Origin of the sequence: Vibrio sp. 2-2(8) (assembly GCF_963888495.1) — a bacterium.
Classification (GTDB): domain Bacteria; phylum Pseudomonadota; class Gammaproteobacteria; order Enterobacterales; family Vibrionaceae; genus Vibrio; species Vibrio anguillarum.
Map to the genome: position 1 here is coordinate 1 of NZ_CAWPJM010000001.1, position 15,449 is coordinate 15,449.

The 15,449-nt window shown below is 41.9% G+C and carries 15 protein-coding genes; 11 read left to right on the forward strand and 4 right to left on the reverse strand.

Annotated elements, in window-relative coordinates:
- Both AACV12_RS00005 and AACV12_RS00010 read right to left on the reverse strand, forming a co-directional pair.
- Positions 1-397: ISAs1 family transposase (locus tag AACV12_RS00005; protein WP_170901168.1), on the reverse strand; the 397-nt coding region annotated here is incomplete at its 3' end.
- Positions 398-638: 241 nt separating this feature from the next.
- Positions 639-1,778, reverse strand: a complete 1,140-nt coding sequence (locus tag AACV12_RS00010) for a Wzz/FepE/Etk N-terminal domain-containing protein (RefSeq protein ID WP_170901169.1) — start codon at positions 1,776-1,778, stop codon at positions 639-641.
- A gap of 241 nt (positions 1,779-2,019) precedes the next feature.
- On the opposite strand from AACV12_RS00010, the gene rfaD reads away from it, so the two are divergent.
- The 3 genes from rfaD (at position 2,020) to AACV12_RS00025 (ending at position 5,469) form a co-directional block, all read left to right on the forward strand.
- Positions 2,020-2,961 (forward strand): ADP-glyceromanno-heptose 6-epimerase, encoded by a 942-nt coding sequence (rfaD, locus tag AACV12_RS00015; protein WP_170901170.1) that lies wholly within the window; start codon positions 2,020-2,022, stop codon positions 2,959-2,961.
- 114 nt (positions 2,962-3,075) lie between these two features.
- Positions 3,076-4,845: a polysaccharide deacetylase family protein gene (locus tag AACV12_RS00020; protein WP_170901171.1), complete on the forward strand. Its 1,770-nt coding sequence runs from the start codon at positions 3,076-3,078 to the stop codon at positions 4,843-4,845.
- Between the two features lie 63 nt (positions 4,846-4,908).
- Complete coding sequence (locus tag AACV12_RS00025) at positions 4,909-5,469, forward strand: acyltransferase (protein WP_170901172.1); 561 nt, start codon at positions 4,909-4,911, stop codon at positions 5,467-5,469.
- A gap of 98 nt (positions 5,470-5,567) precedes the next feature.
- Here the strand turns inward: AACV12_RS00025 and AACV12_RS00030 are convergent, their stop codons facing one another.
- Entirely contained in the window at positions 5,568-6,773 is a 1,206-nt protein-coding gene (locus tag AACV12_RS00030) for an O-antigen ligase family protein (RefSeq protein WP_170901173.1), read from the reverse strand.
- Positions 6,748-7,485 carry a glycosyltransferase family 25 protein gene (locus AACV12_RS00035; RefSeq protein WP_170901248.1) on the reverse strand — a complete coding sequence of 246 codons (738 nt, stop codon included), beginning with the start codon at positions 7,483-7,485 and terminating at the stop codon, positions 6,748-6,750. The genes AACV12_RS00030 and AACV12_RS00035 overlap by 26 nt, the downstream gene beginning before the upstream one ends.
- Positions 7,486-7,663: 178 nt before the next feature.
- On the opposite strand from AACV12_RS00035, the gene waaF reads away from it, so the two are divergent.
- From waaF to AACV12_RS00075, 8 genes are read left to right on the forward strand one after another with little or no spacing between them, the layout of a single operon-like run.
- Positions 7,664-8,701: a lipopolysaccharide heptosyltransferase II gene (gene waaF / locus AACV12_RS00040; RefSeq protein WP_170901175.1), complete on the forward strand. Its 1,038-nt coding sequence runs from the start codon at positions 7,664-7,666 to the stop codon at positions 8,699-8,701.
- Positions 8,698-9,738: a glycosyltransferase family 9 protein gene (locus tag AACV12_RS00045; protein WP_170901177.1), complete on the forward strand. Its 1,041-nt coding sequence runs from the start codon at positions 8,698-8,700 to the stop codon at positions 9,736-9,738. The genes waaF and AACV12_RS00045 overlap by 4 nt, the downstream gene beginning before the upstream one ends.
- Before the next feature lie 11 nt (positions 9,739-9,749).
- Entirely contained in the window at positions 9,750-10,544 is a 795-nt protein-coding gene (locus AACV12_RS00050; protein ID WP_166537971.1) for a glycosyltransferase family 32 protein, read from the forward strand.
- Position 10,545: 1 nt separating this feature from the next.
- Positions 10,546-11,811, forward strand: coding sequence for a lipid IV(A) 3-deoxy-D-manno-octulosonic acid transferase (gene waaA, locus AACV12_RS00055; RefSeq protein WP_094163580.1), 1,266 nt, complete (start codon positions 10,546-10,548; stop codon positions 11,809-11,811).
- A gap of 14 nt (positions 11,812-11,825) precedes the next feature.
- Positions 11,826-12,206, forward strand: coding sequence for an HAD-IIIC family phosphatase (locus tag AACV12_RS00060; RefSeq protein WP_088732963.1), 381 nt, complete (start codon positions 11,826-11,828; stop codon positions 12,204-12,206).
- Positions 12,197-13,780: a capsular biosynthesis protein gene (locus AACV12_RS00065; RefSeq protein WP_170901179.1), complete on the forward strand. Its 1,584-nt coding sequence runs from the start codon at positions 12,197-12,199 to the stop codon at positions 13,778-13,780. Before AACV12_RS00060 ends, AACV12_RS00065 begins: the two co-directional genes overlap by 10 nt.
- Positions 13,777-14,520 (forward strand): glycosyltransferase family 2 protein, encoded by a 744-nt coding sequence (locus AACV12_RS00070; protein ID WP_094149164.1) that lies wholly within the window; start codon positions 13,777-13,779, stop codon positions 14,518-14,520. The genes AACV12_RS00065 and AACV12_RS00070 overlap by 4 nt, the downstream gene beginning before the upstream one ends.
- The gene (locus tag AACV12_RS00075; protein WP_094144871.1) at positions 14,517-15,446 is read left to right on the forward strand and encodes a WavE lipopolysaccharide synthesis family protein; all 930 of its coding nucleotides are present in this window, start codon (positions 14,517-14,519) and stop codon (positions 15,444-15,446) included. The genes AACV12_RS00070 and AACV12_RS00075 overlap by 4 nt, the downstream gene beginning before the upstream one ends.
- The last annotated feature ends 3 nt before the right edge of the window (positions 15,447-15,449 follow it).

Genomic DNA, 15,449 nt, shown 5'->3' on the forward strand with positions numbered 1-15,449 from the left:
AAGCATTCACCATGTGAATCGTTCCTTTACCTTTCGAGCGGTCATAAGAGCCACGTAATGTTTTACCGTCGATAGCGATGACTTCTCCATCCGTCAGTGTATGGCAGTCCTTCATCCAAGCTATAAAACTTCTTTGCAACCCTGCCGGATTCATCATGCCCATCACACGAGACAAAGTATCTGCCGATGGAATGCCTGCCTCAAAATGACCATATCGTTTTAGGAAATCTAAGCGAGCATTGCCAAAGTCAATAATGCCATCCCAACCGTCATGACCCGACAGGACGCCGCAAATTGTCAGCAAAATAATGTCTGATAATTTGTGTGCTATTTTATTTTCCTGTCGATAATCTTTAATGATTTGAAAGTGCATAAATGGGTTGGTTAACTCGCTCATATTTAGGCTCCTATATTGTCTAGGAGCTATTACAAAACAACGAAAATGATCTACAAGCAGATCTTTATTTTCATGTGGTTACATTCAATAGTTGGGATTAGTGATAGGTTCAAAGCGGATTCTTAACATCTTTACAGCCCTTATATATCAACAACCTTCATGCGGCTTCCCTGGCCTGTCACTATAATCTTCATGCTTATTTCCTAAAAAACTGACGGTCTAGGGCTCCTCGGTTTTAGGTTTAAGCCCTTTCCTCTTTTTTTCTAAACGCAAACCTCACTAGCACAATGGCAACGCCAAGCATGCCGCCCAGCAAGGTTCCAAGCACAGCTATTAGTGCTCGTTTGGGCTTATCACGGCTAATCGGGGCCTCTGGTTGTTCTAAATAAGCGTAACCTTGGACTTGCGCTGGTTTTACTTTACCTAACAGCTCAACCTGCTGAATTTGAGCTTGCAGCAATGCCAAACTTGGTTCAAACACACTTAAATTTGTTATGCTTTTTAATGCAACTACTTTGGCTTGCAGTGCTTTACTCCCAATGCTGATAGCAAACAGCTTCTCTTCATTCAGGTTTTGTACAGGCTCACTAATATTAGCCGCTTTTGCAATCACCAATGCATTCTGCACGCGCGCTAATTCCACCTGTAGGCGCAATTGAGTTTGCTGCTGTAAGCTCCAGTATTGCTGGCTAAGTTGGTTATGCTTTACCGTCAACTTACTATCAAGATCATTGGTCAGTTGTTGGTTTAGCTGTTGGTTAATAAAGTCAATATAGGCGTTAAGCAACATTAAACTGCTAGCTTTATCAACCGACTGAAAGCTGAGATGAAAATCATCCGCTTGTTTCTCACCCACTTTTTGAGCCGTAATCTTGCCATACCACTCCTGATAAAAGCTCGCCTGTGCATCATCAGTTTCGTTATTTTCATACGTTTTAAGCTGTTGCTGCTTAATCGCTAAAAAAGTTGGGTTAGTTTGCATAAAGCGCTTTTTATTGTCATTTGCATTAAAAGCGCGCACAAAACGTTGGAAAATCGTTGTTGGGTTAATCAACTCGTTGAGCTCTTCGCTAACCACAATAGTGCCATCTTCTTGATAGAGGTCAAACAGTGGCTGATACTGCTTCACCTGTTGCTGGAAGGTTACAATTTGGCTTAATTCAGGTTGGGTAACGGTCGCTTTGGCACTCCACCACTGCTGCGCCGTCAATGCATAAATCACTGCCGCAACAGCAAACAAAACCGTGCACAACAATATGGTTCGTTTCCCTTGCCATAGCACACTAAACAACTCACGCAGGTCAATTTCATCATTATTGCTTTGCTGATAGTAAGAAGGCACAGGTGGGTATGAAGAGTGCGAAAAAGGGGATTGATTCACAGTGTTGATCCTATCATTGATTTTTAGGCACGCTACCGCCCTTAGGTATCCGCTCCTAAAGACTTATTGTTTAGTTGTTGCGCAGGCTTCATCGTCAAGCGACATCGCGTGCCGAAGTTTAAAGCAAAACCTTTTTCAAGGCGAGGCGTTCGATGAGAAAAGCATGCTTTTGTGATTACAGCCACTAGCTAAACCGCTATAATGCGCATAATTGTTCGTATTATAACCATAGGAATTTTGTATGATCATCGTAACGGGTGGCGCTGGCATGATTGGTAGCAACATTATCAAAGCGCTAAATGAACAAGGCATTACTGATATTCTTGTTGTCGATAACTTAAAAAATGGACGTAAATTCAAAAACCTAGTTGATCTGGACATTGCCGATTACATGGACCGAGATGATTTCTTGGTGCAGATCATGTCTGGTGAGGATTTTGGCACTATCGAAGCCATATTCCATGAAGGCGCTTGCTCTGCAACAACTGAGTGGGACGGCAAGTATGTGATGCTTAATAACTATGAATATTCTAAAGAGCTACTGCACTACTGCTTAGAGCGCGACATTCCATTTTTGTATGCTTCATCAGCCGCAACCTATGGCGATACCGATACCTTCATTGAAGAAAAAGAGTATGAAGGTGCGCTGAATGTATACGGCTATTCCAAGCAGCAATTTGATAACTATGTGCGCCGCATTTGGCAAGAAGCACAAGCACACGGTGAGACCCTTTCCCAAATTACCGGTTTTCGTTATTTCAATGTCTATGGCCCGCGCGAACAGCACAAAGGCTCAATGGCTTCTGTTGCTTTTCATTTAAATAATCAAATGAATGCGGGTGAAAACCCGAAACTGTTTGCAGGCAGTGAAACCTTCCAACGTGATTTTGTTTACGTTGGTGACGTTGCTGCGGTGAACTTATGGTTTATGGACAGTGGCGTATCCGGTATTTATAACTTAGGGACGGGTAATGCTGAATCTTTCCAGGAAGTTGCAAAAGCCGTTATCAAACACCATGGTAAAGGTGAAGTGGAAACCATTCCATTTCCTGAACACTTAAAAGGTGCGTATCAAGAATTTACTCAAGCTGACTTGAGTAAACTCAGAAGCACTGGTTGTGATCACAAATTTAAAACTGTCGCTGAAGGTGTTGCTGAATATATGAGCATTATTAACGCTTAGTGATTTTAAGAGGGAGAAATTAACGTTATATTTCTCCCTCTTTACCAAATGTCGCTTTTCCAGAGGAAAGGCTGCGGGACATTTTTAGAGTTCACCAAGCTATAAAGAGAATGTATGAATATTTTGATGGCCTTGTCCCAGTTGGAAGTCACAGGGGCTGAAGTGTATGCAACAACTGTTGGCGATGAACTGACAAATAGAGGACATCGTGTATTCTACGTTTCAGACACCCTAACCAAGTCACATCAAGGGTTATTCTACAAACTCCGCTTTAATAAGCGTAGTATTCCTCGCCGTTTTTGGCACGTTGGCTATCTTATTTATCTGATACAGAAGCATAACATCCAGTTAGTGCATGCTCACTCAAGAGCATCGAGTTGGAGTTGTCATATTGCGTGTAAAATCACCGGAACACCTATGGTTACGACAGTACATGGTCGTCAGCCAGTGCACACATCTCGCAAGAAATTTCACGCGATGGGCGACAAAGCCCTACCGGTTTGTGAAGCCATTGAACAACAACTCATTACTGAATTGGATGTTCCACAAAGTTCGCTAATCGTTAGTCGAAATGGTATTGAAACTCAAGAGTTCTCTTGGCAAAACGCTCCTCAAAATAGCAAACCTGTTATCAGTATTATTGGTAGGTTAACTGGCCCCAAAGGGGATCTTTGCTATCGGTTGCTCGATGAATGTTTAGACTCAGCAAAATACCATATTCAGGTCATATCAGGCTCTAAAATTGAAGCGCGTTTTGATAAGTTTACTTCTGACGTTCATTTTCTTGGTTATTCACAAGATGTTGTCTCAATACTAGCCCAGTCAGACTTAGTCATAGGTGCCGGTAGGGTTGCAATGGAATCTTTGCTGTGTGGAAGACCCACACTAGCGATAGGTGAAGCTAGTGCGGTTGGTATTGTCGATGACAATAATATCGCTGCAGCCATGGCAAGCAACTTCGGTGACATCGGCCCTAAAGATCTCGATATTGACTTTACGCAAATTAGCCGACACGTAGAGCAAGGGTTAAAAATGAAACACTGCTCACCACAGGTCAGCGAGATCATTAAGCATAGCTATAGCTTATCGAATATAGTCGATCAAATAGAAGATATTTACCAAACGGTTTACGTTGAAAAGCTGCGTAAAGAGATGCCAATCATCATGTATCACCGCTTTATCAAAAATGATAGTGAAAAAGGTGTACATGGAACTTATCTTCATATCAATATGCTTGAAAAACACTTCAAGTTACTCAAGCGCATGGGCTTTGAGACTCTGACGTTTAAAGACTTGGTAGATAAAAGGCTGATACATCGCCTTGAACCAAGTAAGCGCTATATCATGTTAACGGTTGATGATGGGTATCAAGATAACTACGAATTGATGTTGCCACTATTACAAAAATACGGTTTTAAAGCGGTTGTCTATGTAGTAACGGGGGAGGGTTTTAACCGTTGGGATGTTGAAGTACCGAGCAACCCAGAAAAACCAGTGCCTTTAATGTCTCGTCAGCAAGTCAAAGCATTACACGATTCAGGGCTGGTTGAAATTGGCGGCCATACAATGACTCATCCATTTCTCAGCAAACTCAGTGAATCTGAACAGCGTAAAGAGATCTCACGTAATAAGCTTGAACTCGAAGAGCTACTAGGCGAACAACTGGTTTCTTTTGCATACCCCTATGGCGATCATGATGCGATCTCAAAACAGCTCGTGCATCAATGTGGCTATCAATTTGCGGTTGCAACCAACAGCGGCCCATTGTTAATGCATCAAGACCCATATCAAATTCGACGTATTGCTATATTCCCTAAAACCGATGTATTTGGCCTATGGCGTAAAGTACGCGGTAATTATACGTTTCGTAAATTAGGAAACTAACTATGGCGTGCAAATAATAACAACTTTAGTTTATTAACCGAAACTCATACTAAGGGATTGAATATGTCTGGTTTCTCTTTTATAGAAAAATTGCGTAATAAAATTAGGATTAAACCGAACAATCATATTCAGGTTGGTAAAAATACTCGAATCCGTTACTGTGACATTCACGTTAATGGTAAAAACAATCACCTTATCATTCATGATGGTGCTAATTTAAAAGGCGTCTCAATTGAGTTGAATGGTGAAAACTGTACCTTAGAAATCGGGACAAATTGTGTTATAGGGGAGAATTGCTTTTTCTCTTGCCGAGAACGTAATACTCAACTTGTTATCGGTGACAACTGTATGTTTTCACGTAATGTAAAGATAATGACCAGTGATGGCCATGATATATTGCGTGATGGGAAGCGTATCAATTTAGCTAAAAGTATTTATATCGGTTCACGAGTTTGGTTAACCGATAACGTCACTGTATTAAAAGGCGTGTCAATTGGCAATGGTTCGATCGTTGGTATTAACTCAACAGTAACACATTCCGTTGCCGATAACTCAGCAGCAGCGGGTAATCCTGCTCGAGTTATCGCTGATTCTATAGTTTGGCAGGAAGAGTTAACTTTTTAAACTAACCGTTTACTCATTATTCAATAAATATTTAAAACAGGCCTCATCATAAAGGCCTGTTTTATTCTAACGTACAAGTAGATAATAATAAATATTATTTAAAAAGATGGCGGCTTTTTATCCTTTCCTATCTCTGAAAAACGGATCAACAAGCCACATAAGATCGTTAGTAAATAAATAAGATGTGTATGGTGCAAAGGAACATCAGTTAAACCTGCAAGTATAAGCATAATAAGCATGCTATTAACTAGTGGATTACCGATATATTTAACACCCGAACGAGTAAAATTAATGATTAAAGTAAAACAAAATAGAAGCATTACCAGAGTTCCCACTACCCCATAGCGGGCTAAAGAATCTAAATATTGATTATGTAAATGGGGCTGAATAGCTGCACCACGATTTTTCATACCGGAAATGCTGTCTTGCAAACTGTCATCCCCAAGCCCCAAAATAGGGTCATTAACAATCACATCCAAACCATGCTTCCATAAGTCCAACCGAATACCGATAGAGGTATTATGGTTCCCTTTCTCTATCATCGAAATTTCGTATTGCGTCTGTTTAATCCGAGTATCAATTTCTTTCTCAAAAAATGCATAAAATAGCACCGAAATAGCACATATTGAAAAACACAAAACAATATAATGTTTAATGGTCGGCTTTACTGCAACAATCATCAAATAAAGAATCGCCACAGGTAAAAAGAGAATTACCCCTCGCACATCGGTCATGATGATGGCTGTCAACGAAAGCAAGCCGCCTATACTAGCAAGCGTTTTTAATGTTCTATCTGATTGATTTAAAACAAAGTAAATGCAACACAACAAAAGAAAAGAAACGTATAACGCATAAGGTATCGGGTTTGTCGCAATGCCAACACGCGCAATGTTCATCACAAAATGCTCATACAACGCATTCAGCCCGCAAATAACTGAAGCTAATGCAACAATATAATAAATCCACTGGCGTGATATTTTATTCCACGGTACAAAAAGCAAATAAACCAAACTTGCAATTAACGTTCTAGGCAAAGAAAATTCATCACTACGAAAAAAATGATAGCCAGAGAAAATCACTATTATCAATAATCCAGAGATAAAAAAACCTCTTAACTCTGAATGCCAGTTTTCCCTAATTGCATGTCGATATCTCAACAGACAATAAATAGAAACCATTGGTATCAAGCGTGAAATAATAAACTTACTATCAGAGAAATTAAATATCACCATTAGAACAACCAATAATGGTGATAATAAAAACAACTTTTCTATATGATTAATTTTTTTGTTTTTTATAAGCATTATTTGCTAAAGCCATTTTTACTTTGCGGTACAGTGAGTACAATTCACGAGTGGGTTTTCTGTACAATGGAGCCTTGGGTTGCTGTTCGTTTTGAAACGTTGTGTCAAAGTATTGAGGATTTGCAACCACACTTGGTAAAAATAAGAATGAAGGCATCTGATGCAAATATAGTGACCCCATATAGTTATCAACAGGCATCGACCAGCACTGTGAAGACTTAAGTAATTTCGTTGCTGCATCAGGAGAAAGTGCATAAGCTCTAGCGCCACCAAAATTATTACTTAGAAAATAGATGTCATAGTTATTTTCCTGTTCCTTCAAGAACAGTTCACTGCGATCACAAGCTTCCTCCAATCTCAAAAAGCCATATTCTTGGGTTTTAATTTTGATTAGATCAATAAAATGTATAAAGCAGGGTAATAGCTCAGCATCATCCTCTAAAACAATGATCGGCTCATTCAACTCAACACTCTTTTGCCAGAGTAGATAATGGCTCGCGTAGCAGCCCATCTCCCCTTTTGAAGGCATTTTACCACTGGTAAACCATAACCGCTTGGTATAGTCATAATTGGCAAATAAAGGGTGTGGAGGAACAACTCGACCATCAATCGCATCAAAGAAATCAAAATCCAGGCCGTAATTAGCCATTTGTTGCTCAATGGATGCTCGTCTTTCTAGGCTGTTTTTAAGGCTAATAACGTAGATTTTCATCACAAAAACTCGAATTTCTATAATATGCTCGCCAATATGCTGCACAATACTTATTCTCAGATTGAGGCGGATTAGAGCATATCTTGCCTAGCATTTGAATGCATTTGTTAACAGAAATTGAGTTTTATCAAACGAACGCTGTGCTAGAATGGCCGTAAAATAAAAATGACGGTGAAAAATGAAGTTACTGATTGTGGGCCCTTCATGGGTAGGCGATATGGTGATGTCACAAAGTTTATATCAACGCCTTAAGCAACAGCACCCTGATGCACAAATTGACGTTCTAGCCCCCGCTTGGTGCAAACCTATTTTGGAACGCATGCCAGAAGTTAATTGCGCGATTGAAATGTCGATTGGGCACGGCGCTTTTAATCTTGTAGGTCGATGGGCGCTCGCACAAGAGCTAAAACGCAACAATTACACTCATGCCTATGTCTTACCAAATTCGGCAAAATCAGCACTCATACCGCTATTTGCGGGTATTCCTTCTCGTACTGGCTGGAAGGGTGAGTTTCGCTACGGCTTACTTACTGATCTTCGCCCTAACCGTAAAGTGTTCCAGTATATGGTTGAACGCTATGTGGCTCTTGCTTATTCAAAAGAAAGCATGCTCGATGAAGTACAGCTAGAAAACTGCCCTCACCCTTCTTTATTAGTTGATAGCAAAGCTCAGCAATATGCCATTTCAAGATTAGGCTTATCGACAACCAAACCAATTGTCGGTTTATGCCCAGGGGCTGAGTTTGGTCCGGCTAAAAGATGGCCTGACCACTATTATGCTCAAGTTGCACAACACGCTATTGAAAGCGGCTATCAAATCTGGCTTTTTGGCTCGACCAAGGATAGCAAAGTATGTGACCTCATTCGTTCAGCACTTAGCACCGAACAACAAAAATATGCCTTTAATCTAGCTGGACAAACCTCACTTGTTGAAGCTGTGGATCTGTTGGCGGCTTGCCATACCGTCATCAGTAATGATTCAGGATTAATGCATGTCTCCGCCGCCGTAGATTGTAATATCGTCGCAATTTATGGATCAAGCTCACCGCAATACACGCCACCGCTAACTGAGCGCTTAGAAATGGTGTATACCGATATTGAATGCCGCCCATGCTTTAAGCGAACCTGCCCATTAGGGCACTTAAATTGCCTAAATCAACTGCAACCGGTGCAAGTTATTCAAGCTTTAGATAGATTTATTGGAAAAGATTCATGAAACACCTCTGGTTTGAAAAAGGGGCTTATGCCTCGAAGGCCGCGCGCCAATACTTGAATGGTTATTTTAATCCTTTATCGATCAAGAAAATTGCCGTCATTCGCCATGCTGCGCTCGGTGATCAAGTCATTGTGCGCCCCTTTTTGATTGAAGCTCGGAAGTTCTTCCCTCATGCAGAAATAACATTAGTCACCGTTTCAAACTACCTCTATGGAACACCAGCAGAGTTAGCGGATAAAACAGTGGTAATGAAAAGCCGTGAGGATTCAAAACACTTATCACTCAAGCAAAAATGGCAAGACTACAGCCAACTGGAAGAGCAAGATATTATATTTGATGTCGCTGGGACAAATCGCTCTTACTGGATGACATTACTGACTAAAGCAAAACTCAAAGTTGGCTTTCCTTACACGCCATTTTTATGTGGCACCTTGTATAACTTGGCAGTATTTCGCTCTGACTTTCAACCAGAAGTAGAATGCATGCTCGATATGCTTAAAATCCTTGGCCACAGCCCAAGCTATCCTCTCGATTTTGCCTACCCAGACAACAGGCAACTTTGTGATTTTGAGACACCTTACCTTGTCTATTTCAGTGGAGCTTCGCAGCTGAGAAAAATCTTATCTAAGCCTGAAATGCGTGCTGTCATCGAGCAAACTATTGAGCAGCAACCCAATGTAAAACATGTCTTCCTTGAGGGAAAAAATGAGTTTGAAAAAGGTGAGTATCTACAAGATCTTGCAAAGGCTGGAAAATTAACGATTCAGCCATGCTTACCTTTAGATGAATTAGTCACGTTTATTGCGAAAGCAACGTTAGTGATTGCTCCAGACACTGGCATACGCAATTTGGCCATATCGACCCACACACCAACTGTTGGTATTTTTTACGCTACCGTCCCTTTTCGTTATACACCATTGTATGAAACACATACGATCGTGATGAATGCTAATGGTGAAAAGCCTTCTACTGAGCAAATTACTGCAGCGATTACTGCCACGTTGAAACAGCGCTCGATAACCGAAAAAAACAGATAGGATCAATCAATATGAGCCAAGTAACTGTATTAATCGCCAACCGATTAATCCGCTTGACCGGGAATATTTTTAAAATGCTCGCTTACCCATTTCATTGGGTGTTTCCAAAATTGCGTTTTACCATTCCTGCCTATTCACCAGCAAAATGGACTCGTTCTAATCGCAGTGCTATTCCACGTACAATTTGGCAAACCAACTTTACCGATCAAGCCTCCCTACCCGTTTATATTAACTACTTATTTAATCGATTAATGTCGCTCAATTGTGACTATTGCTATGTAAGTACCGAAGCCCGTGGTGAGTATTTACGAACACACGCATCAACTGAAATCTATGATGCTTACATGCGGCTAACCAACGGCGCTGCTCAAGCCGATTTATGGCGTTTAGTAGTACTCAATAACGAAGGGGGCGTCTATATGGACATTGACGCAACTTTGGTATGGTCTCTCGATAAACTGATTGGCGATGAGCAACAAGCGGTTTACATAAAGATTGACAACAATACTCGTTTTACCAACTACTTTATCGCCTCAGCACCCAATAATAACGACCTCAGCCAAGCGATTGAAAAAGTACTGCATAACATTGAGAACTACGACCCTAAAATGGGCGTTTATTATTCAACCGGGCCTGGCGTATTTGATGAATTACTTAAAGGCAGAGAAGATCTTTGCACAAAAGATAGAAAATACGTTTGTATTCAAGGTAGTTTTACCAATGAACATTTTCAATATATAGATCGCCCTCGTTCGAAATGGACTCACATTAATCCGGATGATTTGGTAAAGAAAAAGGAACAGTAGAGTGGTCATTCGTGCTCTCTATACCTTACTTCTCTGTGTAGCTTCTCCTTTTTTAATGTGGGGCTTGTACAAAAAGCGGCCGGGCAAGCCGTGTGTTGGTGCTCGCTGGAAAGAGCATTTTGGCTTCACACCACCGCTTAAAACTAATCAATCCCCTATTTGGATCCACGCAGTATCGGTTGGAGAAACGCTTTCAGTTTCTCCACTGATAAAAGAACTCAAATCACAATATCCTGATCAGCCGATTGTTATTACCACCACAACCCCCACCGGTGCAGAGCAAGCGGCTAAATTAAAAGAGCTTGCCGAGCATAGATACATGCCCTTTGACTTTTCTTTTGCCGTTCGTGGCTTTATAAAACGGATAAAGCCAAGCCAAATGCTGATCATGGAAACAGAGTTATGGCCAAACACATTACATACGGTTTCAAAAGCAGTTATTCCTATTACTGTTATTAATGCTCGCTTATCTGAACGCTCATGTCGACGGTATGCTAAATTTCAGCCGATTTTTAATTTACTAGCATCTAACTTAACGCGTGTACTTTGCCAATATCCAGATGATGCACAGCGCTTCATTCGACTCGGATTACCTGCTGACAAAGTGACAGTCACCGGTTCGATGAAGTTTGATATCAATATCGATCAACAAACCATAGAAAAAGGCCAGCAGTTAAGGCATCAACTAGGTAAAGAACGACCAATTTGGATTGCCGCAAGCACTCACCAAGGTGAAGATGAACAAGTGTTAGCCGCTCATGCAAAAGTACTTAAAGCACACCCTAGCGCACTGCTTATGCTTGTTCCGCGCCACCCTGAGCGATTTAATGCTGTTTTTGAGTTATGTAAAACACAATTTATGAGTGTGCGGCGAACTCAAACAGAGAATAAACTCGATCCAGAAGTACAGGTCTATCTAGCTGATACTATGGGGGAGATGCTAGTACTCATGGGATCTGCTGACATTTGCTTTATGGGCGGAAGCTTAGCGGGTGACAAAGTCGGTGGGCATAATTTACTCGAGCCAGCTGCGCTTGGTTTACCCATGTTGACTGGCCCAAGCTATTACAACTTCAGTGAAATCACTCAAGCCCTCAATCAAGCCGATGCTTGTGTGATCACACAAGATGCAGAGCAAATTGCACAAATGCTTTGTGAATGGTTCACTGATAACAAACAGCGTATTCATCGCGGCAAGCAGGGTTATCAAATCGTAGAACAAAACCGTGGCGCTCTTGCCAAAACACTTGAATATTTAGATTTATAAAGAGAATACTCTTAATGAAACGACTAATTGTTGATCTTGATGGGACACTAACTCAAGCCAATACTTCCGATTATAAAAACGTCCTACCGAGAATGGATGTGATTGAACAACTGCGCAATTATAAGCAAAAGGGGTTTGAGATTGTGATTTCAACGGCGCGTAACATGCGAACTTATGAAGGTAACGTCGGTAAAATCAATATCCATACTCTTCCTATCATTACTGAGTGGCTGGATAAACACCAAGTTCCGTATGATGAAATTTTAGTGGGCAAACCTTGGTGTGGGCACGACGGCTTTTATATTGATGATCGCGCCGTGCGCCCTACCGAATTTTCCTCAATGAGTTTGGAAGAGATCCACCAACTCTTCGAGAAGGAAAAATCATGTTCCTGATAATGTCTGGTGCCTACGTCGGGCAAGAATTGGAATCTGAATTTGGACGTATTCCACCTAGCTTTCTACCTTTAGGCAATCGACCTCTTTTCCAACATCAAGTCGCTTTAGCACCGCAGGGGGTGCAGATCTATCTCTCCTTGCCCGAGTCGTTTACCATCTCAGAAATCGACAGTCAGTGGCTTGAACAGCATCAGGTGACGATTATCGCTACGCCTGATGGACTGAGCCTTGGCGCTTCTTTGGTTGCTGCACTCAATATCAGTGGCCACTCACTTAATGCCCCACTGCACATCCTCTACGGTGATACGCTTTTTAACCAACTTCCTGTTGGAGATGATATTGTCAGCGTTTCCACCGCGAAAGACAGTTATAACTGGGCCGTATTGACTAATGATGAAGTTGATTGGCTACAAGATGCCAACACTCCAATGAATAGCGAAAGTCAGCGGATTATCGATGGCTACTTTAAATTCAGCCGCCCACGTGAACTGGTTCGCAGTATTACACAGAGTGAGTGGCAATTTATTGCTGGTCTTAACCGCTATCATAAAAAGGTAGGCTTAAGTGCCGTCAACTCGATTGGCTGGCTCGATTTTGGTCATGTGAATACTTACTATCATTCCAAAGCTGAATTCACAACTCAGCGCGCCTTTAATGAGCTCACTATAACCGCCAAATGGATTGAAAAATCGAGCATAAAGAACCAAAAAATAGCTGCTGAAGCTTACTGGTTTGACAATCTGCCGATGACAATGCGTGGTTTCATCCCACAATATTTAGGTAGTCAAAACAGCGAGGGGAAAATTTCCTATCGCTTAGAATATCTCTACCTCACTGCGCTGAATGAGTTATTCGTTTTTTCCAAGCTGCCGAGTCAAATCTGGCAAAAAATCTTAGCCAGCGCGGTGGAGTTTTTAAGCCTGTGCCTTGAGCAACCTACCGAGCCGAATGATCCCATCAATACTCTCGACATACTGTTTGCCGATAAAACCACTCTACGCCTTAACGAATTCTGTGCATCGCGACGCATCACGTTAGAAAAAAAGTGGCAATTTGCAGGACAAGATGTCTCGCTCGCGCAAATTCTGCGCGATAGCCAAAAACATCTGCCTAATGGAGAACCCTTACTGGGCGTCTTGCACGGTGATTTTTGCTTTAGCAATATTTTGTATGACTTCCGAGCCAACAAAATTAAAACGATCGACCCTAGAGGGATGACGCCTGACGGGCAGAAAACACTGTATGGTGATATCCGCTACGATTTAGCTAAGCTGAGTCATTCAATTCTTGGTTTGTATGATTGGATTATTGCCGGTTACTACCATGTTGAGATTGGCGACAAAGCGATCGAATTAAAGATTGCAGAGCAGAGCCAACATAAAGAGACGCAGCAAGGCTTTATCGAACTAATTGAACAGACTTTTGGCCTCACGGCGAAAAATCTCTACGCGATGCAAATTCAACTTTTCTTATCGATGTTGCCTTTGCATGCCGATGATCGCCGTCGTCAAGATGCCTTGTTTGCCAATGCGTTCCGTCTCCATCAAATTTTATTGAGGCTTGATCAATGATTGTGATCCCAATGGCGGGAATGAGTTCTCGCTTCTTTAAAGCCGGTTATACCCAGCCCAAATATATGCTTGAAGCCCACGGTCAAACCCTATTTGAACACTCGGTCAGCAGCTTTGCTGCGTATTTTGCTAACACTCCGTTTCTGTTCATTGTGCGCAATGTTTACAACACTGCAGCGTTTGTGCGCGAAAAAGCCTCTCAGCTTGGCATTAAACAGTTTTACATTGCTGAATTGCATACAGAAACTCGCGGCCAAGCCGAAACGGTGACTTTAGGGTTAGAGGAATTAGCAAAGCAAGGCGTGGACTATCAAGGATCGATCACGGTGTTTAACATCGACACATTCCGCCCGAATTTTGTATTCCCTGACATTAGCCAACACAGTGATGGCTACCTAGAAGTGTTTCAGGGCAGCGGTAACAATTGGTCTTTCGCCAAACCAGAACATACCGGAAGCACCAAAGTGATCCAGACCGCGGAGAAAAACCCGATTTCCGATCTCTGTAGTACCGGGCTTTATCACTTCAATCGTAAAGAAGATTACTTGGAGGCGTATCGTGAATACGTTGCCAGACCTAGCCAAGAATGGGAGAGAGGCGAGCTATACATTGCGCCGCTCTACAATTTACTCATTCAAAAGGGGTTGAATATTCACTACCACTTGATCGCACGCCATGAGGTCATTTTTTGTGGCGTACCAGATGAATACACGGACTTTTTGAGGCAACCACAACCATGATCAAGATTGATGATGAAGCGATCACCTTTGTTGTGCAGGGGCCAGTGCAAGCCAGTGCCAGTCGCCAGCAAATCGCTGGCATCACAGAGCAATGTTTGAACTCCATACGTCGCTTTTTTCCTAAATCGACCATCATTCTGTCGACTTGGAAAGGGCAGCCGTTGGATGGCCTTGATTACGACCAAGTGTTGGAATTGGATGATCCCGGCTCAAATACCGTTTTTTATGACGGTCAGCCGCTCAAACTCAATAATAACCGTCAGATGTACAGTACCCACATGGGGCTGAAAGCGGTAAAAACGCCTTATGCGGTTAAGCTACGCACCGATAACCTGCTGACAGGTCGCCAATTTGTTGAGCTGTATGAACAATATGCCGATGTCCCCAGAGCACAGAATTATCAATTTTTGACTCAGCGGGTACTCACCAGCAGCACGTTTTTTATTTCGAGTCACTATGGGCATCCGGTTCATTTTCATAAAAGCGATCTGTTTGACTTTGGCCTGACCCGAGATCTCCTGACCATTTGGTCTGATCGCTGGATACCAGAATTACACTTTACGCTTAAGCCGGGCTACAAAGCACGCCACCCAGCAACAGAGCAAGTTTTATGTCTGAATTGGATCTCAGCGCTACTCAGTGAAGAGCACCATATCGAGAGTAAAACCTGCGATCATGCAGGGTTAGGTGAAGAGTTTTGGCCACAGTTTATAGCGAATAACTTACTGATTGATGGCCCAGAAAAACTGGGATTAGATGTGACTGAACGTTTCTATCAGCGAGGTAATCTAGCACTTGAGTATGATTTAAAAGATTGGCTGTATCTTAACCAAATAACATCAATCCCACGTGATAAGAAACGTCTGTACCGTTACTATAAAAATCAAGTTGGCCGTATACTTAAAAAGCTCCATTCTTTGATTTAAATA